At 36.2% G+C, this 23,167-nt stretch carries 17 protein-coding genes and 1 pseudogene; 3 read left to right on the top strand and 15 right to left on the bottom strand.

Going from position 1 to position 23,167, the window contains the following annotated elements; genetic code table 11:
- Positions 1 to 4 precede the first annotated feature (4 nt).
- Complete coding sequence (locus RSC39_RS07420) at positions 5 to 781, top strand: rhomboid-like protein (protein WP_063281778.1); 777 nt, start codon at positions 5 to 7, stop codon at positions 779 to 781.
- On the opposite strand, the gene RSC39_RS07415 is transcribed toward RSC39_RS07420, so the two are convergent.
- From RSC39_RS07415 to RSC39_RS07375, 9 genes are all read right to left on the bottom strand, one after another.
- Complete coding sequence (locus RSC39_RS07415) at positions 726 to 1,355, bottom strand: DUF998 domain-containing protein (RefSeq protein ID WP_332536235.1); 630 nt, start codon at positions 1,353 to 1,355, stop codon at positions 726 to 728. The two genes, RSC39_RS07420 and RSC39_RS07415, sit on opposite strands and share 56 nt — an antisense overlap.
- Positions 1,342 to 4,095 carry a phosphatidylglycerol lysyltransferase domain-containing protein gene (locus tag RSC39_RS07410; RefSeq protein ID WP_332536233.1) on the bottom strand — a complete coding sequence of 918 codons (2,754 nt, stop codon included), beginning with the start codon at positions 4,093 to 4,095 and terminating at the stop codon, positions 1,342 to 1,344. The genes RSC39_RS07415 and RSC39_RS07410 overlap by 14 nt, the downstream gene beginning before the upstream one ends.
- Before the next feature lie 225 nt (positions 4,096 to 4,320).
- Positions 4,321 to 5,067, bottom strand: a complete 747-nt coding sequence (locus RSC39_RS07405) for a sortase (RefSeq protein WP_063281781.1) — start codon at positions 5,065 to 5,067, stop codon at positions 4,321 to 4,323.
- A 119-nt stretch (positions 5,068 to 5,186) separates the two neighbouring features.
- Entirely contained in the window at positions 5,187 to 6,272 is a 1,086-nt protein-coding gene (locus tag RSC39_RS07400) for an FAD:protein FMN transferase (protein ID WP_332536230.1), read from the bottom strand.
- Positions 6,273 to 6,352: 80 nt separating this feature from the next.
- Positions 6,353 to 8,842 carry a DNA gyrase subunit A gene (gene gyrA, locus RSC39_RS07395; RefSeq protein ID WP_332536336.1) on the bottom strand — a complete coding sequence of 830 codons (2,490 nt, stop codon included), beginning with the start codon at positions 8,840 to 8,842 and terminating at the stop codon, positions 6,353 to 6,355.
- A 243-nt stretch (positions 8,843 to 9,085) separates the two neighbouring features.
- Positions 9,086 to 10,555, bottom strand: a complete 1,470-nt coding sequence (locus tag RSC39_RS07390; RefSeq protein ID WP_021037160.1) for an APC family permease — start codon at positions 10,553 to 10,555, stop codon at positions 9,086 to 9,088.
- A 172-nt stretch (positions 10,556 to 10,727) separates the two neighbouring features.
- Positions 10,728 to 11,363, bottom strand: coding sequence for an SDR family oxidoreductase (locus tag RSC39_RS07385; RefSeq protein ID WP_332536227.1), 636 nt, complete (start codon positions 11,361 to 11,363; stop codon positions 10,728 to 10,730).
- A 66-nt stretch (positions 11,364 to 11,429) separates the two neighbouring features.
- Positions 11,430 to 13,253 carry a translation elongation factor 4 gene (gene lepA / locus RSC39_RS07380; RefSeq protein ID WP_332536225.1) on the bottom strand — a complete coding sequence of 608 codons (1,824 nt, stop codon included), beginning with the start codon at positions 13,251 to 13,253 and terminating at the stop codon, positions 11,430 to 11,432.
- A gap of 272 nt (positions 13,254 to 13,525) precedes the next feature.
- Positions 13,526 to 14,191, bottom strand: a complete 666-nt coding sequence (locus RSC39_RS07375; RefSeq protein ID WP_011835316.1) for an acetolactate decarboxylase — start codon at positions 14,189 to 14,191, stop codon at positions 13,526 to 13,528.
- Positions 14,192 to 14,531: 340 nt separating this feature from the next.
- Here RSC39_RS07375 and murT point away from each other — a divergent pair, with 340 nt between their 5' ends.
- A complete protein-coding gene (gene murT, locus RSC39_RS07370) occupies positions 14,532 to 15,881 on the top strand; it encodes a lipid II isoglutaminyl synthase subunit MurT (RefSeq protein WP_063281792.1) in 1,350 nt (449 codons plus the stop codon).
- Entirely contained in the window at positions 15,882 to 16,667 is a 786-nt protein-coding gene (gene gatD, locus RSC39_RS07365; protein ID WP_332536221.1) for a lipid II isoglutaminyl synthase subunit GatD, read from the top strand. It abuts the gene before it with no gap.
- 31 nt (positions 16,668 to 16,698) lie between these two features.
- Here gatD and RSC39_RS07360 read toward each other — a convergent pair.
- The 6 genes and pseudogenes from RSC39_RS07360 to nadE all read right to left on the bottom strand — a co-directional run.
- Positions 16,699 to 17,025 (bottom strand): annotated as a pseudogene (locus RSC39_RS07360) (ABC transporter permease); the annotation flags it as partial.
- Positions 17,026 to 17,162: 137 nt separating this feature from the next.
- Positions 17,163 to 18,275, bottom strand: coding sequence for an AAA family ATPase (locus RSC39_RS07355; protein ID WP_332536219.1), 1,113 nt, complete (start codon positions 18,273 to 18,275; stop codon positions 17,163 to 17,165).
- Positions 18,272 to 19,969: a hypothetical protein gene (locus tag RSC39_RS07350; protein ID WP_332536217.1), complete on the bottom strand. Its 1,698-nt coding sequence runs from the start codon at positions 19,967 to 19,969 to the stop codon at positions 18,272 to 18,274. Before RSC39_RS07350 ends, RSC39_RS07355 begins: the two co-directional genes overlap by 4 nt.
- Positions 19,970 to 20,034: 65 nt before the next feature.
- Positions 20,035 to 21,729, bottom strand: coding sequence for a hypothetical protein (locus RSC39_RS07345; RefSeq protein WP_332536215.1), 1,695 nt, complete (start codon positions 21,727 to 21,729; stop codon positions 20,035 to 20,037).
- A 56-nt stretch (positions 21,730 to 21,785) separates the two neighbouring features.
- Positions 21,786 to 21,938: a hypothetical protein gene (locus tag RSC39_RS07340; protein WP_332536213.1), complete on the bottom strand. Its 153-nt coding sequence runs from the start codon at positions 21,936 to 21,938 to the stop codon at positions 21,786 to 21,788.
- Between the two features lie 399 nt (positions 21,939 to 22,337).
- The gene (nadE, locus tag RSC39_RS07335) at positions 22,338 to 23,162 is read right to left on the bottom strand and encodes an ammonia-dependent NAD(+) synthetase (protein WP_332536211.1); all 825 of its coding nucleotides are present in this window, start codon (positions 23,160 to 23,162) and stop codon (positions 22,338 to 22,340) included.
- Between the last annotated feature and the right edge of the window lie 5 nt (positions 23,163 to 23,167).

Genomic DNA, 23,167 nt, shown 5'->3' with positions numbered 1-23,167 from the left:
ATAAATGATATTTCTATCGGCTGTACTAATGTTGTGCTGCATTTGGTATCTTTTGAAATTTTTTGCTCATTTTTCTCGTAAAATCCACGACCTTGTTCGTAAATTATCTCCTTACACGCTTTTTCTTTCAAAATGGCTACAATCAGCTCCTGCAACTTTTACCTACACTGCTATTTTTTGTGCTTTTACTCTCGTACAAGGGACAACACCCCAACATTTGATTAATATTTTAACTAATCATGCTTCTACAAGTATTGCTCGAGTCTCCGACCGTCCAATCTCTGTATTTTTTGACAGTGCCTTTTGGGTGGCTGATAATGGTGCTGGTCTTATCATCTATGTCGCTATTTTTTGGACAATTATTGCTTGGGCAGAGCGTAAATATGGTTCACCTCGGATTATTGTTATTACTTTATCCGGTCATATCTTGGCAAGTATCGCAACAATTTTTATTGAACTTTGGGCTATCAATAGTGGACATGCTCCAAGTTCCTTAGCCAAGGCAACTGATGTTGGTGTTTCTTATATAATGGTTGCCGGTTGTACTGCGGCAATCCTTTTAATGAAAAAATGGTTTTTCACGATTAGTATTATTGCTTTGGGCTTATTTATCTTATTACCTGTCCTTATTGAACATAGTATTTGGGACATGGGACATTTATTTGCCACTTTAATTGGTTTTATTTCGGCAAGCCTTTTACTTAAATTATCTCCTGTTAGAAAGGTCAGTTCTCCACATGAGTTGCTTGAGAACTGTCGTTCAGAAGTCGCCAACTTATAAAAACAAGCCAAATCCCACCAAGCAGAGCATTAATTTGCTGACCAAGCGGTCCAACCAATTGTGGAATAGCTCCTGCAACGAAAGATAGTAAAGTGGTTATTACAAAAGTAATGACCAGAATTAATAAAAAGAAATTACGATAAACCAAAAGGGAGATTACTACCCCCAAAAGAATGAAAAGCAAGGCTAGGACACTCAAACCATCATGGATAAATAATTTGGGTTCCCTCAATGGGTTAGGAATTCCTTCACTGTGAGTAAGATCTGCGTATGGAAAAAGTGCTGCCAAGGCGGCTGTTATACCAAATCCAGCAATCGAAGTAAGAATCATAAGAAGACGCTTGTCTTCTTTTTTATCTGTCATAAAAATTCCCAAAGCAAGTAAAAAACAAAAACTGCCTGAGAGTATATCTGTCAATGTAAAAAGTTGATGATAAGGTTGATTAAGCGCTGAAAGCCCACTTAAAAGGCTTGAATTGACAACACTTGGATTTAACCAAAAAGCAAGAATCCAAGCATTGTATAGTAAGGCTGCACAGGTTGCTAATGCTACTAAATAATTACTTTTTCTCATTTTTATTATTTACTCCTAAGTTACTTGTTTCTTCACTTATAAAGATTTCTGCCATTGTAAATGCAGGTAACCCAAAGGAGAGTGCTCTTTTAAGTTCTGGAGTTCCTTCTTTATTCATTTCTGGATCTGGAAAAATCTCTGATAAGTTTACTGAGGAGTCCTCATCTATCACTTTACTGAGAAATTCTCTGACATCGTCCGCTGATCGGTAAGCCCAAAGAAGATTAATTTTCAAATCATGTATAGAAAAAACTTTATCATAGCCCACTGACAGAGCTAAATACTCCTGTTTTGCGACTTCGATGAAACCATTTAATATCAATGATTCTCTTATCTTAGAAAATTTCTCTGTCTGTTCAATAAAGGTAGTTTGACTTACTTTTCTCTCTTCTGTCAGCTCTACTAGAGTTTTAGAAAGCATCTTCCATGAATTTACCCGCAAACTCAATTCTCCAGTCTGTGTCCGCATGAGAACTCCTTTAACTAGTACTCTGTCACCGACAGTCACATCTTTTTTCCAGGTTGCAAAATTTTCCAAACGATTTTCTGATTCAGAATATTCATTGATGACGTCACGTTTTATGACCAATTGAATCTTTGATTGATTATCTGATAAATCAGCAAAGAATATTGCGCCACGTCCACGCGAGCTGACGAGTCTTCCTTGTATCGAATGTTCCTCTTCATCAAACTCGTCAGTGTTTTCATAATTCATTCGGAGATTTTTAACTGACTCAAAATCTGTATCTGGAAGGCTGTATGGCGCAATCCCAAGTTGTTTTAAATCATTATGTTTTTGTAGATAAGTATCATCATGATTATTTTCATTTGACAATTCCAACCGTTTTTTCTCTTCAATCTGATGAACATTTTTGATAAAAGATGTCTTTTCCCACCAATGATTTTCAATGCTATTCTCATAATCATGGAAGAAAAATCTTTTAATTTTTGATGAAATATTTGTCGGAACGAATCCTTCTGCTTGTCCAATCGCAAAAAGAACTGAGGTTAACGAACCACCATTATCATAACAGATATATCGTGTACGCCATTCTGGCAGATAGATATCATTTGAACGATAAAGAGACTCTAGTTGATACCAGCGTGAGAAAAATTTCATTACTTTTCGAGCAGCTTTATCCAAAGCATTAGCTTGTAAAGTCTCTCCATTTATGAAAAATTGGCGGGCAGCTGCAAAGTTCAAACTAATTTCAGTCAGTCCTTCTTCTTTTCCAGCCTCAATCAGGCTTGTAATCATAAAAGTTACTACACCATTCATTGCATTCGGCGAGCGACGCATGGTATCCAGTGAAAGTTTGTCTGAACCAACTGGAGCAAATGAGAGAATTCCTTGATAATTTCCCTCAGCATCACTTGCGGTCACAATCATCATTTGTTGGTCAGTTGGGTCGCCAAATCGACTTGAAGTCATTGAGTATCCCCGCTCATCACCATTTCTCCATTCCTCTGTCAATCTAGTGAGTTCAATTAACTCATCAGAAGGGATGTCAGCTTGACGGCGAATCTTCACTTGGTAATTTTCACGTTCTGCCCGACGCATGACTTGCGCAACATCGTGCATCGCCGCATTTTCAATAGAAAACTCTGGCACAAGAACCACAGCCTCATCACCAAAAACTGTTGCATTTAAGCCTAACTGATAATAGATTTTGCTTCCTTTTTCCGATGAACCAACGACACCCGGAGTCCATCCATGCGCCCGTGCAAGACTTAAGAAGGCTTCTCCTGCACTCTTCCAAGATTTTTCATCTCCGATAGGGTCACCGCTTGCAAGCAAGACATCTCCAAAAAGATGATAAGTAATGGCTGCCTTTTTATTTTTAGAAAATATCGCTTTTTTATCTCTACGAGTCGCAAAATAAGCAAGAGAATCTTCATCTCCATAGTCTAAGATTAACTGACGAACTGCTAATTCTTGTTTAGCATTTGCTGAAAGTTCTCTTTGAGTAGAGCGAGTAAACATCAAAAAAGCGCTTATGAAACCAAGTAACATAATGACTGAGATTGTGCTACTCACCCAAATATTATTACCTGAGCTGTAATTAAAAATGTTTTGTCCAAAGGGAAGTAGGTAACGAAAATCACTGACCGATTCTTTAAATACATAAAAGATTCTTTGCCCTAGTGTGACTGAACCATGATAGGTCAAGTATGAAACCACTACTCCACCAATAATTGAGCTGACAAATCCTCCCGTTGCGATAATCAGTGCTTTCCACCATGTTCCATTAACAATTTTTGTAGGAAAAGCATTTCTAGAAAGAATCATTACTATTACTGTTCCTAAAGAAACAAGAACCCCTAGGATGACCAATGAGAGGGACAAGATTGAAAAATTAGCTGCCTCTAAAGTCTCTTTGCTAACTAGTCCTAAAAAATAAGATGCCAAGAAAATTATTCCTAAAATAACAAAGGCAAACTGAAAATAAATTACCTCTATCCAAAGAGCCAATCTTCTGCGATGGCGAATTGAACTGGCAAGAATAAAAAGGACAATGGCATTAAAAATACTGAAATCAGTCGGAAGCGCAAAGAGATATAAAAATCCTGAAATAAATTTTTGAACAGGAGGCATTAGCCAGCCTACTAATCCAACAATTAGAGCATAAATTGAGGCGAATTGTAATAGAATCGCCAAAAGCTTGGCGGCAGTTTCTTGCCAGGCTTTAACTTTTTTTGTTTTTTTGTTCCTCGAGCTTTTTATTTTTTTGTTTTTCATAACTTCTTTCTGCTTTAGTTATCCTTTAACTATAATTGATATATGTCGTTATCATAACATTTTTTTATTAAAATTTCACTCATTCTTTTTTTGAACTATATGAGTTGTAATACTCTATAATATAGTGTTTCTCAGGTTTCAATTTTATTTATTTTTAAAAAGTTACATCCTTTCTAAAGAAAAAAATTTCGTGAATTACACAAAATTTTTGATATATTTTTTAAATTAAAAATTCTTGACTTGATTATATTTTTTCTCAAAAGCATTTTTCATGGTATCAGTCGCTTTTTTGTAAGACGTCTTATCAACAAAGGTTCCGTGAACAATAATTCGATGTGTCGCTTCAGCATCCGCACAAGTCACTAAAGTAATTTCTTTTTTACCTGGGGTATCATTAATTACTTCAATATGATCTGGAGTAACAACATCAATCTTATCAATTTTGTACTGATAGATATTATCTTTATCAGTAACATAGATTATCATCCCTGCCTTGGCTTTCTCCAATGGAGTAAATAAAATTGATAAATCTGAAGTGAAACCTGTCATATTATGACCAGCCAAACTATAGTTCCCCTCTCCCATCACCTGGTCAGCCTTCATTGTTCCGGCTCCATATAAGAGTGAAGCATTTCCGACACCTCTAAAGATAGGAAGATTAATATTCAATGCGGGAATAGCAATACCACCAATTACAGGTAAAGGCTGACTGTCAAATTGATTAGAAAGAACTGATTGAAAATCTACTGACTTTACGGCGGCAAAATCAAAACTGACATCGGCTTTTTTATTCTTTTCTATTTTTGCTTGTGAAACATTATGAAGTTGATAGCGATTACTATTTGTTGCAATCAACATATTACGAATAGGCTTATTGAAGATTAGTATCAATCCTATTATGAATAAAAGAACAATGAATGTATTCAAAAGCCAGTTATATTTTCTTTTTTTATTTTTAGTGCGCTCTTTCATTTCGACCACCTTTATATATTTTATGTATACTTTCTATTTATTGTACCATGCTTCAACTTCTGAGTCAAAAGTTTTAATTAATTTACAAAAAAATCTTTCATATAGCAAGATTTAAACAATTATTTTAAGTTTGTAATATTTCCGATTTTAAAAGAAGTCTTTTCTGAAAGTTGAAATTTATCTTTTAATCCCGGAGTGATATAGACTTTGTTGTTTTTATCAACAAATACGGCCTCTACATTTTTTAATTTTTCAACATATTCATAGCCTTTTTTAGTCCCCATAGCATAAATCATGGTTGATAAACCGTCACCATTTGTCTTATCTTTGCCAGAAATTAATAAGGTAATGCTTGCAATATCATTTTCAAATGGGTAACCTGTTTTAGGATTTAAAATGTGACTATATTTATGACCATCAACTTCTAAATAACGCTCATAGATACCTGAAGTATTGACATGTTCATTTGAAGCTTCAATAATCCCCATTTGCGTTCCGGTCGGGTCATTTGGATTCTTGATACCAATCGTCCAAGGACTGTCAGCACCACGCGGTGAATGACCAATCACATAAATTGAACTAGAGCCAAGATTCACGATTCCTGTGGTCACCCCATCTTTTTTGAGTGAATCTACCATTTTCATGGCAACAAATCCTTTGACAATTGAACCTAAGTCTAAGCGAACGCCTTTTTTGGTCAGATAAATCGTCTGATTTTTATCATTAAATTTTATATCATGATAATTAATCAAGGGCAAAACTTGGTTAATTTCTGATTGAGCAGGCTTTCTAGCATTATCCATCCCAATATTCCACAGACTTGTCAGTGAACCAATGGTAATATCATAACCTAAATCTTTAGCTGAATAATTGTAACCAGCTTTAACCAATTCATAGACACTTGCGTCTACTTTGACAGGTTTGATTCCCGCATTTTGATTAATATCATCAATTTGTGAACCCGATTGATTAACAGTAGTTAATTTATTATATTCGACAGGAAGTTTTAAGGTTTTATCAACTGCTGCTTCTTTATCCTTGTCATAAACAGTGACTTTAATGTAAGTTCCCATGGTTGTCACATCTTTATTGATTGGTGTTTTTAATAAATCACGATTATCTTTTTGACTCGATTTTCCATTGCTACAAGCGCTTAGACTTAGTAAACTCAATGCAGCTGCAACCCAAATTATTATTTTTTTCATGTTCAATTTTTACTGACAGACTAGTCAGCACCATTTATTTAATCAGAAAGTCTGTCAGTAACTGGCAGACTTTCATTTATTTATTCTTCATTTGTGTCAGTAGAAAGAGCTTCGTCAGTAACTTCTAGCGAGTCAGTTTCTTCCTCTTCGATTACTGGATCTACAAGTGCAAAGGTTACAATTTGTGCTTCATCATCAAGTCGCATGACTTTAACCCCTTGGGCTGCACGACCAGTTTGAGAAATATTAGCCACATTTGTACGGATAATAACCCCTGTATCTGTAATAACCATCAAGTCTTCGTCACCATTGACAGCAGTTAAACCAGCTAATTTACCAGTTCTTTCTGTGACATTCATGACTTTCATCCCTTTACCACCACGACCTTTTGTTGGATATTCCGAAGCTTGAGTTCGTTTACCAAGACCATTTTCTGAGATAACAAGGACTTCTTGACTATTATCAATTCTTGAAGTTCCGACAACATAGTCGCCTTCTCGGAGGTTAACCCCTTTAACCCCAGCTGCGGCACGTCCCATATCACGAACGATTCCCCCTTTGAAACGAACAGAGTAACCTAAGTGCGTTCCGATAATCACCTCATCTTCACTTGAAGTTCTAAGAACATTGATTAATTCATCGCCTTCACGAAGTTTCAAAGCCTTCAAACCATTTGTCCGAATATTGCTAAATTGACTCGTTGAAGTCCGCTTAACAATCCCGTTACGTGTTGTGAAGAAGAGATATTTCGCCGCTTGGTCACGATCAACATTGATGATTGTTGCAATTTTTTCACCATCATCAAGTTTTAAGAGATTGACAATTGGTAAGCCCTTAGCTGTCCGACCATATTCAGGAATTTCATATCCTTTCATTCGGTAGACACGTCCAAGATTTGTAAAGAAGAGTAAATGGTCATGTGTTGATGTAGATACCAAATGTTGAACGAAGTCATCATCAGACATTCCCATTCCTTGAACACCACGTCCCCCGCGATTTTGAGCACGGAATTCATCGTTAGCCAAACGTTTGATATATCCTTTATTTGATAAAGTAATCAATACATCTTCTTCCTCAATCAAATCTTCATCTTCAAGAGTAAGAACTTCACCAACTAACAATTCTGTTCGACGTTTATCAGCAAATTTACGTTTAACTTCTTCTAGTTCTTCACGAATAATTTTCTTAACTCGTTCAGGTTTTGCTAAAATATCCGTCAAGTCAGCAATCAAAGCAACTAAATCTTGATATTCAGCTTCAATTTTGTCACGTTCCAAACCTGTCAAACGACGCAAACGCATATCAAGAATGGCTTGTGATTGTTTCTCAGACAAGAGGAATTCATCCATCATTGTTTTTTGAGCAATAGCATCAGTTTGTGATTCACGGATAATTGTGATGATACGGTCAATATTATCAAGAGCGATACGTAAACCTTCTAAGATATGTGCCCGTGCTTCTGCACGTGCTTTATCAAAGGCTGTACGACGTTCGACAACTTCTATTTGATGTTCAATATAATCAACTAAAATTTCTTTCAAAGAAAGAATTTTAGGAATTCCTTTTTCGATAGCCAACATGTTGAAACCAAATGAAGTTTGCAAACTTGTCAGTTTGAAAAGATTATTTAGGATAACGTGTGCTGATAAGTCACGACGCACTTCAATAACCACACGAATTCCTTCACGGTTTGATTCATCACGAACCGCAGTCAAGCCCTCAATACGTTTTTCATGGTTCAAACGAACAATATGTTCAACCAAGCGCGCCTTGTTAACCATGTATGGTAATTCAGTCACAACAATGCGTTCTTTTCCACCAGCCATTTCTTCAATGTGGGTTTTTGCACGTAATGTAATTGAACCTTTACCAGTTTCGTAAGCACGACGAATGCCGGATTTCCCCATAACCAAAGCCCCTGTTGGGAAGTCAGGACCAGGAATGACAGACATCAAATCAGTAACGGAAGCTTCTGGGTTTTCCATAAGCATATCTACTGCATCAATCGTTTCACCCAGATTATGCGGTGGAATGTTTGTTGCCATCCCAACGGCAATCCCTGTGGTTCCATTAACTAAAAGGTTTGGGAAACGAGCAGGTAAAACGAGTGGTTCACGTTCAGTCCCATCGAAATTGTCCATGAAATCAACGGTATTTTTATTGATATCACGCAACATTTCCATGGCAATTTTACTTAAACGAGCTTCGGTATAACGCATCGCTGCGGCACCGTCGCCGTCCATTGAACCAAAGTTACCGTGTCCGTCAGCAAGCATATGACGATAAGACCACCATTGAGCCATACGTACCATTGCTTCATAGATTGAACTGTCTCCATGTGGGTGATATTTACCCATAACTTCACCGACAATACGAGCCGATTTTTTATGAGGTTTATCTGGAGTATTCCCCAGTTCATTCATTCCGTAGAGAATACGACGGTGAACGGGTTTTAATCCATCACGTACATCAGGAAGTGCCCGTGCAACGATAACTGACATTGCATAGTCACGAAATGACGTCTTCATCTCCTCAACTAAATTGACATTGATAACATTTTTGTCTTGCATGTTTGCCTTGTAAAATCTCATTAAAATGAAATTTTACTTTCCTTTCTTGCTTTCGGAAGAGTTTGCCCCAATTGACAAACAGATTATCTATATTATACCAAAATTCGCACAAAAAGTCAGCTTTTCTCATAGATAGAATCCAGTTTTTGAAATATATTCTGAGATATTTTTAAGAATACATCTTCTTTATCTCTAATCTGAAATTAATTAAAAAAAGACCCTGAAAATCAGGGAATTTTTTAATTAATCTGGTGTAACTATTGTATCCAAATCAAGACTTGTTGCTTTTCTTTGTTCACGACGAGCAATGAAAGGTAAGAGCATTCCAAGTAAGATTAAAACAATTGGTGTCAAAATATTTGATGCGAGTTGGAACCACCATGCAGATGGATTAGCAGCATAGTCTAATTTTGGAACCATTCCTAGAACACAAGCAATGAGTGTAAAGAGGAAACACCAAGCGCCAGCAATCATAGCTAGACGTTTTTGTTTGATAAATTTATATTCAGATTGGAAGTGTTTAACTGCCCGATTTAACATAATAAAGGCAAAGAAGACCCAAAGATAGCGCATTGGCATCACGACTGAGTTCAAGTTAGTCAACCATTTAACCAATTCATTCATATCACCGATTCCAAGTAATGGTAAAAGAATAATGATACTTACAAGAATTCCTGTTAATGTATAACCATTTTTAAGGGTTCCTTTGTTTGTCTTTTTACGCAACCATGCTGGAACATATTCTGGGTCAGCATCTGCAAGTAAAATACGTAATGGCGCATCAATAGAGAAAGCCAAGGCAGCGATTTGTCCGACACCATTAGTTAAAGCGTAGACAATCATTAAAAAGTTTCCGACACCAAAGTGTTGACCCAAGATTTGGAATGCAGCGTAAGCCCCATTAGCCATCAAGTCATTTGGTAAATTACCACTTGAGAAAATCATTCCCATAGCAATTGAACCTAAAACGGCACAGATACCAACCATTCCAGCAAGTAAAAACATTCCTCTTGGAAATTCTTTTGCTGGATTTTTGGTTTGGTTAACATAGGGAGAAATTTTTTCAGCACCACCGACAGCAAAGACTAGCATTGAAATAGTTGTGAAATAACTAAAGTCAAATTTAGGAATATAAGTTTTAATATTTCCCATGTCAGGCGTTGCAATATGGAAATCTTTCGCGATAAAAGGTGCTCCAATCGCCATGACAATGAAAAGTAAACTCATAACAAACATTGCTGTTCCCGCAAGTCCACCAATAACTTTCAGAGTATTTAACCCTTTTGTCGATAGCCATAAGAAAGCTAAGAAAATTGCTAATGAAATAAGAGCAACAGCGGTCATCGACATTTGACTGACCAGATTCCCATTTCCTTGACCAACCCAGCCAAAAGCAATCAAAATTGCTTGGGGTTTTTGAGCCAAATAAGGAATATGAACCACCCAATAAGTCCACGCAGCATAGTAAGCTAAGCGTTTTGTACTGGTATTTTCAACCCAAGAACTTACGCCGCCCTTACTATCTTTGAAAGTTGAACCCAGTTGACCAACAATCAATGCATAGGGAATAAAATACAAAGCTAAAATCAAAAGCCATGAAGTAACAACCGTAATTCCTTGTTGGGCAAAGTTGTTGACAACATTTCCCATACCCCAAACCATGTTGAAGGCAATAAATGCGACGGTAAACCATCTAATTTTTTTTGTGTCCATAAAACTCCTTAAATTTTTTTGAATAAATCGCGGACATTGACAATTTATTGTTTAGCGCTTTCTTTTTAGCGTCATTAAAATTATAAAATATTACAGACCCTTCTGTCAATTTTTTACTGTAATCAAAAAAGATACTTAAATATTTAAGTATCTTTTGAATATTAGCTCAATTTTAAAGACTATCAAGTGCTTTTCTGATCGGTGTTTTCCCATTGTGCATCGAAATTACTTGTCCAATTGAACGATCGGTCGTTACTAATTCCTTGATAGTATCTGCCACGTCTTCGATCGTATTGCTTGCAGAAACACCGTCGTTGATATCAATTAAGCCAGTTCCTTCTTCTTCTGTCAAAGCTCCAGGTTGGATAATAGTATAGTCCAGAGTCGTTTCTTTAGTAAGGTATAAATCGGCAAAATGTTTAGCAATATAGTAATCTTTCAAAGCATCAAAACCAGCACCAATCCATTTTTCTGGTTGAAGAGAGAAGATGGTACTCAATAAGATAAATCGTTTGACTCCTGCTTTTTCAGTTGCCTGCATCAATTTTACAGCCCCATATAAGTCAACCTTCAATAAACTTTTTCCACCTGAACCTGAAACATTAATTACAAGGTCCATTCCTTGTAATTGCTTGGCCATTTCTTCTGGAGTCCAGTCAACATCAAAATGAACTGCATTTACATTATCATATTCAGGAACTTGCTCAATTTTTCTTGCCCCAGCATAGATTTGATGGTCCGTTGTTGAGAGGGATTTAATCAAGCTTTTACCTACACGTCCTGTACTTCCAACGATAAATATTTTCATTTTCTACCTCTTTTCTACTTCTTTTATTGTAACAAAAAACCACCTTGAAGGTGATTTTAAGATGTTTTATTCTTCGTCCATTGAGAGAACTGAGAGGAAGGCTTCTTGAGGGACTTCTACTGAACCAATGGCTTTCATCCGTTTTTTACCGGCTTTTTGTTTTTCAAGGAGTTTTCGCTTACGGGAAATATCTCCACCATAACATTTGGCCAATACGTTTTTACGAAGAGCTTTAATGTCTGAACGAGCAACGATTTTGTTTCCAATGGTTGCTTGGATTGGAACTTCAAATTGTTGACGTGGAATGAGTTTTTTAAGTTTTTCAACAATTACTTTTCCGCGTTCAAAGGCAAAGTCTTTGTGGACAATGAAACTTAAGGCATCGACTTTTTCAGCATTTAAGAGAATATCCATTTTTACAAGATTTGATGGACGATAGTCAGAAATTTCATAATCAAAGCTGGCATAACCTTTGGTTGATGATTTAAGTTTATCAAAGAAATCAAAGACAATTTCACTCAATGGAATATGATAAATGATATTGACACGATTTGCATCTAAATAATCCATTGTTAGAAAAATTCCGCGTTTTCGTTGGGCCAATTCCATCACAGGACCAACAAAATCATTTGGCACCATGATTTGAGCTTTGACAAATGGTTCTTCAATATTTTCAATGCGTGTAGGATCTGGGAATTCCGATGGGTTAGCGACTTCTAATGTTTCACCATCTGTAGTATTAATATGATAAACAACGGATGGGGCAGTCATAATCAATTCAATACCAAATTCACGTTCTAAACGCTCTTGAATGACATCCATGTGCAAGAGACCAAGGAAACCACAACGGAATCCAAAACCAAGAGCTTGTGATGTTTCAGGCTCAAAACGAAGACTAGCGTCGTTTAATTGAAGTTTTTCAAGGGCCTCACGAAGGTCGTTAAATTTATTTGATTCAATTGGGTAAATCCCAGCAAACACCATTGGGTTCATTTCCTTATAACCCTCTAGGGCTTCGGTCGCTGGATTTGAAGCGAGTGTCACTGTATCCCCAACACGTGTGTCAGCAACTGTCTTGATTGCGGCTGCAACATAACCAACATCTCCGGCCATCAAGAAATCACGGGAAACTGCTTTTGGCGTGAAAATCCCAACTTCTGTAACATCAAATTCTTTGCCGTTACTCATCAGTTGAATACGATCTCCAACCTTGACTGAACCGTCAATCACACGAATTTGAAGAATAACTCCTCGATAAGCATCATAAACTGAGTCAAAAATTAGAGCTTTGAGAGGTGCGTCAACTTCACCTTGAGGGGCTGGAACTTTCTCGACGATTTGTTCGAGAATTTCTTCAATCCCAATCCCAGCTTTAGCAGAGGCTAGAACCGCTTCGGAAGCATCTAAACCAATCACATCTTCAATTTCTTGGCGAACCATTTCTGGGTCAGCAGCTGGTAAGTCAATTTTATTGATGACTGGTAAAATTTCGAGGTCATTATCCAAAGCAAGGTAAACGTTAGCAAGGGTTTGGGCTTCGATTCCTTGAGCGGCGTCAACAACTAAAATTGCCCCTTCACAGGCAGCAAGACTTCGTGAAACTTCATAAGTAAAATCGACGTGCCCTGGCGTGTCAATGAGGTGGAAAATATAAGTTTCGCCATCTTTAGCTTTATAATTTAACTCGATAGCATTTAACTTAATGGTAATCCCACGTTCACGTTCAAGGTCCATTGAGTCTAAAAGTTGGGCTTGCATTTCACGTTTTGAGACAGTTTCAGTTTGCTCGAGAATACGGTCAGCAAGGGTTGATTTCCCGTGGTCAATATGGGCGATAATCGAAAAATTACGAATTTTTTCCTTACGCGCGTTCATTTCTTGTAAATTCATTTTGATTCCTTTATAAGAGTTCTTGTGACTTAAAATTTAATTTTGTCCACTGAACTTCCATTTCGCTTTTTTATAACTAAAAATCAGTTAGAATAATTATAGCATATTTTGCAATAAAAAACCGCTCTTTTTATGTAAGGAGCGGTTCCGTGATAGCTATAATAACTTTACTTTGAAGCAAAATATTCTATAAATTACATTTTAATAAAACTAATAGTTTCTCTCTGAATAAGAGTAAAATTAGAGAAACTTGTCTTCTATGTTAGACAAAATTATTGAAATAAGTGCTGGTCAAAATTTTCATCCTCATCAGGAAATTCTTGTTCAATTTGGGTAATTTTGCCAAGTTCAATCGCAAGATTTTCAGTGATGAAATTTTGGACATGAGCCGTAAATGTTTTATCCTCACTGACAAAATGCAAATGAAAACCAATTCCGAAAAGGTCAGTCAAATGTTTGGGTGCCCAAACACCAAGCATCGTACCAGAGATATTTTCTTTTGTAAAATAAGGTTGGTCAGCCATAATTTCATCATAAGGACGAGTGTTATTGGCGGGCTTGCTACTGACGGTCACTTCTTTAAATTGACCGGTCATGACAATCGTATAAGCAGTATTTGCCGTTGGAAAACGCTTAGTCAGCGCTGACAGAAAATCTTCTGAGTTACTGACAGAGTTGTCAGTAAATTTAACGATGGGTTGATGTTCAACCATTGCCACATAAGGCATCGTTTCATTTTCTTCAACTAATCTGACTTGATTTTCTGAGTCACCGTGATAAGCGATGCCATCAATGATTGTCACCTCGCCATTTGCCGTATCAAGCGTACCGATACCGACTTTGCCGTGTGTTAGTGCTTCTTTGAGGGTAATTGTACCTTTGTAAAAGCCGCTAGAGAGTGTCGTAAATGTATTGTGTTGGAATATTCTGCTATTCATAATGATATTATTTTATCACTTTTTTTTGTTAGTAGTATCAAATATGTTTTATAAATTTTTTTATAAATTTTATAGAGCAAAAAATCCTCGCATTTGATATAAATGTCACTGTCCCTATTCTGCTAAAGCAGAAACGGCAAACGGAAATCGCTAAGGCAAATTTCCTAGACACCAGATTACTCACTCAGCGAAAAAATTATCGTTTCTTGATGTGACAACTAGCATATCTGTAAGCCACTAGAGTGACAACAGCTATCCTACGCTTCGTTCGGTCATAATTATTGGAAACCAGTCACTCGAAACATTGTTTCGTCTTACTGGCTATGATATAATATTGCTTATGACAATAAAAACTTCATTTGCAAAGTTTGCTGGTAATTCATCGCGCTTTGTCTTGGAAAAATTTTTCAAGCGTGGCTCAACTTTACCAGGAAAAATTGCTTTAAAATTTGACCCTGAAATTCTTAAATCACTGACCAAAAATTATGAAATCATTGTTGTGACTGGAACCAATGGAAAAACATTGACCACAGCACTGACCGTGGGGATTTTAGAAAAGGCTTTTGGACCAGTTGTGACAAATCCAACTGGAGCCAATATGATTACGGGGATTGTATCAACTTTTCTCAAAGCTCCCAAAGCGAAAACTGGCGAAAAGAAATTTGCTGTCCTTGAGATTGATGAAGCGAGTTTGCCAAAAATCACTGAATATATCAAACCTTCGTTATTTGTGTTTACTAATATTTTCCGTGACCAAATGGACCGCTATGGCGAGATTTACACCACCTACGATTTCATTGTCAAAGGTGCGGCAAATAGCCCTAAAGGTACTGTTTTATTAAATGGTGACAGTCCACTTTTCAATTCAAAAAAATTAGTTAATCCTGTAAAATATTATGGCTTTAATCACGAAAGTCATGAACCCACTCATGCTCATTACAATACTGAGGGGATTGTTTGTCCGGTTTGTCATCATATTTTGGCTTACAAGATGAACACCTATGCTAACTTAGGAAATTATATTTGTGAAAATTGTGGCTTTAGTCGTCCAGAATTAGATTATCAACTGACAGAATTATCTGAGATTACAAATACTTCTTCTAAATTTGTCATTGATGGGACAGATTATAAAATCAATGTCGGTGGACTTTATAACATCTACAATGCCCTTGCTGCTGTATCTGTCGCTGAATATTTCAATGTGCCAAAAGAAACAATTGCGGCTGGTTTTGAACTTTCCAAAGCAGTTTTTGGTCGTCAAGAAACTCTTGAAATCGACGGGAAAAAAGTAACCATTGTTTTGATAAAAAATCCAGTAGGTGCGAATCAAGCCCTTGAAATGATGAAATTAGCCAATTATCCTTTCACTTTAGTTAGCCTTTTAAATGCCAATTATGCTGACGGAATTGACACAAGTTGGATTTGGGATGCTAATTTTGAATTAATTAATGACATGGAAATTGACCAAATTATCACAGGCGGTGTTCGTTCATCTGAAATGGCTAGACGTATGCGAGTGACTGGATTTGATGCCCAAAAGATTTCCGAGCGTAAAGAACTTTCAGAAGTATTAGAGGCAATCAAAGAAAGTCAAAAAGATCATGTCTATATTTTGGCAACTTATACTGCCATGTTGCAAATGCGTGAACTACTGGCTGAAGGTCATTATCTTGGAAAGGAAATGCGTTAAATGGCATATATCTCTTTAAAATCAAACCTTGAACATCCAAAGTATGCCCTTAATGTGGCTCACCTTTATGGTGATTTAATGAATACTTATGGTGATAATGGAAATATTCTCATGCTCAAGTATGTCGGAGAAAAATTAGGGGCAGAAATGACCTTCAATATTGTTTCTTTAGGCGACACTTTTGCTAAAGAAGATTACGACCTTGTCTTTTGGGGAGGCGGTCAAGATTATGAACAAGAAATTATCGCTGACCAATCACTGCTTGACTTGTCAGCACCTTTAAAAGATTACATTGAATCTGAGAAACCACTTCTTGCAATTTGTGGTGGTTATCAAATGCTCGGTCAGTATTATGTTAATTCCGAAGGGACAAAAATTCAGGGGACAGGAATTCTTGGACATTATACTGAAAATTTACGAACTGACCGTTTTATTGGCGATATTGAAACTCACAATGAAGAATTTGGCGAAACCTACTATGGTTTTGAAAATCATTCAGGAATTACCTATCTCTCTGATGATGAAAAACCCTTAGGAACCGTCGTTTATGGTAGTGGAAATAATCCAGATGACCAAACTGAAGGTTTAATTTACAAAAATACTTTTGGAACTTATTTCCATGGTCCAATTCTATCAAGAAATGCCCGTCTGGCTTATCGTCTAGTGACTACTGCTCTTTACCAAAAATATGGTGAAGAAATTCAACTCCCTGCTTTTGAAGATATTTTAGCTGACGAAGACAAAGGTCAACAAATTGGAGACCTTAAACGTAAAGTTGAAAAATAATAAAAAAAAGCTGTCAGTAAAATTTTTATGATTAATCTACTGATTTCAGAGCTCCAAGCATATCCACGGCTTTTAATTTGAAATGAACAACAAGCGCCAGCAAAAGAGTGGTCGCAAAAGTAATCGCTGCTGATAACAAAAGATTTGTCCATAGTAGCCCCGGTGCAAACATGATTTGATCAGCTGACAATTGGTTCATAATAACCTGATGGAAATAATCCCCTAGACCAAAACCTACCAAAATCCCCAAAAAGCTTAATAAAATCGTTTCCCGATAAATATAAAGTGTGACTTCACGGTCATAAAATCCTAAAACTTTGATTGTCGCTAATTCACGAATTCTCTCGGAGACATTGATAAAGGGAAAACTTCAGACAAAATTGCCTGAAGTCGCAGTGCGATTTGTTGGAATATGGGGACAGATTTAACTGCTAAACTGTCCATTCAACAGAAAGCTTGTTAGGCGACTAGCCCAAACATAATTTCAGTATAACATTAACCTTCAATTTTTCGATTTTTCGGAACGTCCTCCAAAACAAACGTTTGCAACATTTCTTTGCTTATTTCGCCAACTTCCATAGATAAGCGAATTGACTGTTTCATCACGATATCGTCAAACAGATTCCGAACCGACCTGCCATTTGAAAAGTTGCTTTCTTTTTTATCCAGTTCCTTTTGTAAATAATCTTTCACTTTTGAGCATACAGACTCATCAGCGATATAATCATTTGCTTGGCAGTCATATAAAAAGATACCAAGCAGTTCATCAATCGTGTAATCATCAAAGCTAATGAAGGTATTAAATCGTGATTTCAATCCAGGATTTGAATCAAAAAATTGTTCCATAGGAGCGGTATATCCAGCAACGATTACAACTAAATCATCCCGATAATCTTCTAATGCCTTCGTTAATTCTGTCAGACATTCTCTGCCGTAGCTGTCAGAATGGTCATTTTCCGTGATACTATATGCTTCATCAATGAACAACACACCTCCTCGTGCCTTATTGACCAATCTTTTTACTTTAATGGCTGTTTGCCCTTGATATTCAGCAATTAAATCTGTTCGGCTTGCCTCTATAAACTGCCCTTTACTTAACAAGCCGATTGCTTTATACATCCTACCCACAATTCTTGCCACAGTTGTTTTGGCTGTACCTGGATTTCCTAAAAATGCCATGTGAAGTGTTTTGTGCGACTTTTTTAGACCATTTTTTTCTCTCAGTTGCTGGATTTGGTTAAAGCTGATTAAATCCCTCACGCTCTGTTTGACTTTCGTCAATCCAACAAGGTCACCTAACTGCTTTAAGAGGGCATCTAAAGGTAAGCTAGATACTTCTTGAAGTGTTTCAAACATCTCTTGGACTTCACTTGAACCGATATACAAAAACAGGCAATTGCAAATCTTCTCTTGCTTTTTATATACGTTTGATGATGGATACTGTTTTGCGACTTGACCAAGATTTTTAATCATTTCTAAACAAGATTGTTTGTTTTTGTCAGCAATGATTTCGGTTGCTAATTTCTCAAATCCTGATGAATTTCCTAACAAATCGTCTAACTGCTTGCTTTCGGAAATGAGTTGTCGTTGGTATTTATCTGAAATCATCCTAACACCCCACTAAGTATCAAAATCATCAAAATTACGAGTACACTAAAGATACCTACAGCAACGATTCTGCTTATCTTAAGTTGTTGCTGCAATACGGAAATGGATTGGTTTACTGACTTCATCTCATCATTATTACTTGCCACTTTCTGGCTCAAATCATTGAGACTTGCATCGGTTTTCTGAGTATTTTTGTGAATTAGTTTTCTAATATCACTATTTTCACTTGCTTGATTCGTGATGATAGAAGTAATCTTATCTTGCAGAGAGGACTGAATTTTTTCAGCTGTATTCTCCACTAGAGAAAGCTTCTGATTCACAAATGCTTTAGCTTCTTGATTTGATTGTTCAATCTCTTTTTGAAAAGAAGATAATTCGTTGTTGAGTTTATCGACATCTGAGAAGAGTTGGTCAACATCTAAGATATGCTCAATCTTGGCAAGCTTTTCTTTGAAAGATAGTACAGCTTTTACTGCTATTTTTTGTGAATCAATTATCGTTTTGATGTCTTTCTGATCTTTTTCAAGTTGACGACTGTTTTCTTTTACGCCATCAAGTCCTTTCGAAGCTTTTCTGGCTGCTTCCTCAGCAGATTTAAGGGAGGCAATAATTGCCTGAATATAACCTTTGTCTAACTCATCAAAAGTTTCGTAAATTGTATCAAACTCTTTTATCACCCTGACTAATTCTTTATTTTGAGCAATCCATTTGTTTTCTATATTTCTTGTCAGTTCATTTAAGTCGTTACCTGTCACATTATAATCAAACCATCCAAAAAGTCCACCGGAAGTAGGAACTGTTGGTAAGTTTGAAGCATTTGGCAAAGTTTTTGCAAACTTCTGAAGTTGCTGTTTCTTTTTCTCAAAATCATGTGCGACTATTTCGTTACTGACAGATTTTTGATTTCGAGAAACTTGGGCTACATTCTTCTTTTTTTTAATATCATGCGCAACTATTTCGTTACTTTGAGTTTTTTGATTTCGTAAGTTATTCTTTGATTTTTCTACAATTTTATTATCTTTTTCTGTTGTTTTAGAAGAATTAATTTCATACAAATACTTCCCAAACCGATAATCCTTAGTCAAAAATTTTTCACTCACAAGAACTTCAAGAACCTCATAAACATCTGCATAGCCTTGGGCAATGCAATAAGCATTTATATCTGCGACGAATTTTAGGTCCGATTTCGTAAACCAAGAACCTTTTGGATATTCCTGTGAAAGATAAATTTTTAATTTATTTAATGGTAAATCTTCTTTCATTTCTTGATTTTTTTTACTTGACTTAGTAGTTTCTTTCTTCAGTTCCATAATATCTCGTTTTGCCAAAATAAAATCAATTAATTCTATTTTTAAGCTTTCAAATCCTGATAGAGGTTTTAAAATTGTATCTGATGAATAAACCAACACATTATTTCCACAATAGATTTGTAATTTGTAACCCGCTCCTTGCACATTGGAAATATCCTTATAATCAATCACACTTTTATTACCATTAGAATCTATTAGATAAATTTTTGTTTCAGAAAAAAAAATGTTGCTTTTAGTATTTTCATCCCATATTCCACAATAAACATCTTCCTCTCCGTTATAACTATGAAAAGAATTATGTATTTCTTCTTGTGCAGCGATATTTCTAAAAACGCTGAAGTCAGTGTATTTATCGTACTTATTTGAAAGCTCTTTCCAGTCCATACTCGTCACTCCCTATTAATTTTTGGAAAATATCTCAAAGATCATCATGATCTACGGATATATCCTTATAACAAACCTTCCAAAAGTCGTTGAAGTTCATCTAAATCTTTTTTATTGTCACTTTCTTCTACAGGTGTGACATCTTTCATTGGTTCTTCAAAGACATTAGCAAGCGTTTCTTTCATTATTTTTCTAGCTTCCGTATGCCTGTCAGCTATATTTTGAAATGCGCGTTCTTTTGTCTGCACAAGTTCTTCTTCCACAACCAGCTTTTGAACTTCTTGCGTTTGGAGAATTTCGTTCTGCTTCTCAATGATTTTCACTGTTGCTTCGGCTTTTCTTTTTTGGGCAATCCACTTATCAATGTAATTCAACACCATTGCACCAATCAATCCCGCTATCAAGCCACTGGTAGCCAATCCTAAAATACTTGCCAAACTGCCAAATAATGGAATTTCAATGGCAAGTGGCGGAATAGCCATTAAGCCTTTTTCAATCACATCATTCAGAGCCAACGCACCAACTGCACTCAATCCGACGACGATAATCTTTCCGACTTCAGCAACCAATATTGATAAAGATTTTTTGCGGTTTTCTGGTTTTCTAATGTAGGCAATCGCATCCGCAACTGACTTCATGCCTTGTTTTAGCATGGTAAATGCTTTTGTAAAGGTTCTTGTTATAGGACCGAAAATGGCGGTTGCAATCGTTGTAGCGAGTGTTTGCCCAGCAGATAATAGATTCTGTCCTAAATTTTTCACAAAACTACTAATGGCTGCTTTGATGTTGGCAAGTAAATTTTCTAAAGTTTTTTCCTTAGAACTAAGCCATTTTATGAATTTTTTTACGACTTCTTTGATGAATGCAGCTAATAAACTCATTGCAACAGCTCCCACTGCTGCTTTGCCTACTTTAAAAGCTTCTTCTCTTCGGGATTTTTTGCCTGATTCTATTGAACTTTGTTCCCCTTGATTTTTTGTTTTACCCCATTTTTCTCTAGCTTGCATATCTTTCTCATAATAAGATTTAATCGTTTCATCATCTAAATCATTAAAAATATCTTTTGGCTTTTGCCCATTAGCATTCGGTGTTTCTAGCCATTCTTTCATAGATAAATCACTCTTTGAGCGATTGTGACTACTATTCATTTCATTTAGATTACTGGAACTATTAGCGAAATTGATTTTTTCTTGTTCAGTTAAATGTGCAGCCACCTTAGGGTCTCTGATTATTTCTCCAGCTGAGACAGTATGATCCATATCCATTCCTTTTTCTTTTGAACCCTTAGGACGACCTTCATCATATTTTTTTCTTGCACCTTTAACTAAATTTTCTTTTTGTTTACCTGTTCTATCAGAATGATATTTTATCTGCTCACTTTTATCCTTTTCAAAATTACCTTGCCAATTATCATATCTTTCTTGGTAATTGATTTCTTTATTGTGAGATGCAATTTTCCCATCAGCAAAATTATCAGTAGTTTGAATATGAGCATCTTTACTTAAATCAAGTGTCATGTTGCCATTTTCTTTGATAAAATCTTCTCCAGCAACTGATCCCATATTGTTCATCAGCTGCTCCCAAACGGTATCCATCACAACTTTCCCAAGTTGTTCAGGATTGCCGATATTTTGAAGTTCTTCAGTTAAACTATCCAAATCACTCACTTGGCTTTCAATCGCTTCAGTCAGTGATTTTTCTAATCCCCCTAAATCAACCGCTTCATTCATTGCTATTTGATTTTCATTTTGATTTGCCATCGTATGTCTCCACCATATTTTATTCGTTGTTCTAACTGCTCAATTTTTCATTCTAATCATTTCAAACTTCCTCCAAAATCCATTTGAGAAAGCGTTCGCTTTTTTCTAAAACGAAAAACGTTCCAAATTCTTGGAACGTGCATAATCACATCATTAAGGAAGCCAACAGCAAAAAGAATAGTCTCAACTGCGCTGACAGAGCGTAACATAATTATATCTCTTTGCCAAGGGTTTCGATTCTGAATTTATTATACTACGTTTTTATTAAATTTGCTAGTCATTTTATAAAGCAAGAGGAGCGGATAAGGTAACTAAAATTAAAAACCTCTAGATTGGGATAAGAGGCTTTCCGTTTCAAATACTCCTGTTGCCATTAATTTTGTGTTTGTAATTCTTAAGCTGACATGGTGTGGTTATCAGGTTTTTGGGACTTCCATATAATTATAATCTAATTAATCTTTTCTTTTTATCTCTATCCTCAGCTTTTTTAATATAAAAATTACTGACAGAAATGAAAAGTTACTGACGAAACTCTCGTCAGTAACTTTTTATCCACCGATTCAACACTCACTTTGGTCGTGTTGAACTGTCAGTAATTTTATTTATTTTTATTTCCAGAAATCATCAAAGATACTGATTGGTAAGTGACGTTTATGTTGCGTTTTATTCCACCAAGCTTCGATTTTAGCCTTGGAATCATCAGAAATTACTTTTCCTTCTGTATAGTCATCAATATCATTGTAAGTCACACCAAGTGCAATCTCATCAGCAAGTCCAGGCTTACCTTCTTCAAGGTCAGCAGTTGGAACTTTTTCATAGATTGCTGGATCAGCACCAAGTTCTGCTAAAAGTGCTTTACCTTGACGTTTATTCAAACGGAAAAGTGGCAATAAGTCAGCTCCGCCATCACCAAATTTCGTGAAAAATCCAGTAATATTTTCTGCTGCATGGTCTGTTCCAAGAACAGCACCTTGATATTGTCCAGCCACAGCATATTGGGTAATCATACGTTGACGGGCTTTAATATTTCCTTTATTGAAGTCTGAAACCTCAACGCCTGCTTCATTTAGAGCCGCGACTTGTCCTTCAACAGCTGCTTTGATATTTACTGCCAAACTGACATCTGGCTTAATAAAGGCAAGCGCACGTTGAGCATCTTCTTCATCGGCTTGCACACCAAAAGGCAAACGTACAGCAACAAATTTATAAGAAGCATCAGCTGTTTCTTGTCGCATTTCTTCGATAGCAATCTGAGCTAAGCGGCCTGCTAAACTAGAATCTTGTCCGCCAGAAATCCCTAATACAAAAGATTTAATAAAAGAATATTTTTTTAAGTAATCTTTCAAAAAATCAACTGACACTCTAATTTCTTCTTTAGGATCAATAATTGGTTTCACACCAAGTTCTTTAATAATTTCTTCTTGTAATGTCATTTTCT

Origin of the sequence: Lactococcus sp., from assembly GCF_036648155.1 — a bacterium.
GTDB classification, from domain to species: Bacteria; Bacillota; Bacilli; order Lactobacillales; family Streptococcaceae; genus Lactococcus; species Lactococcus cremoris.
Note: the sequence above shows the minus strand (reverse complement) of the source record. Positions and strands in the feature narration are given on the sequence as shown.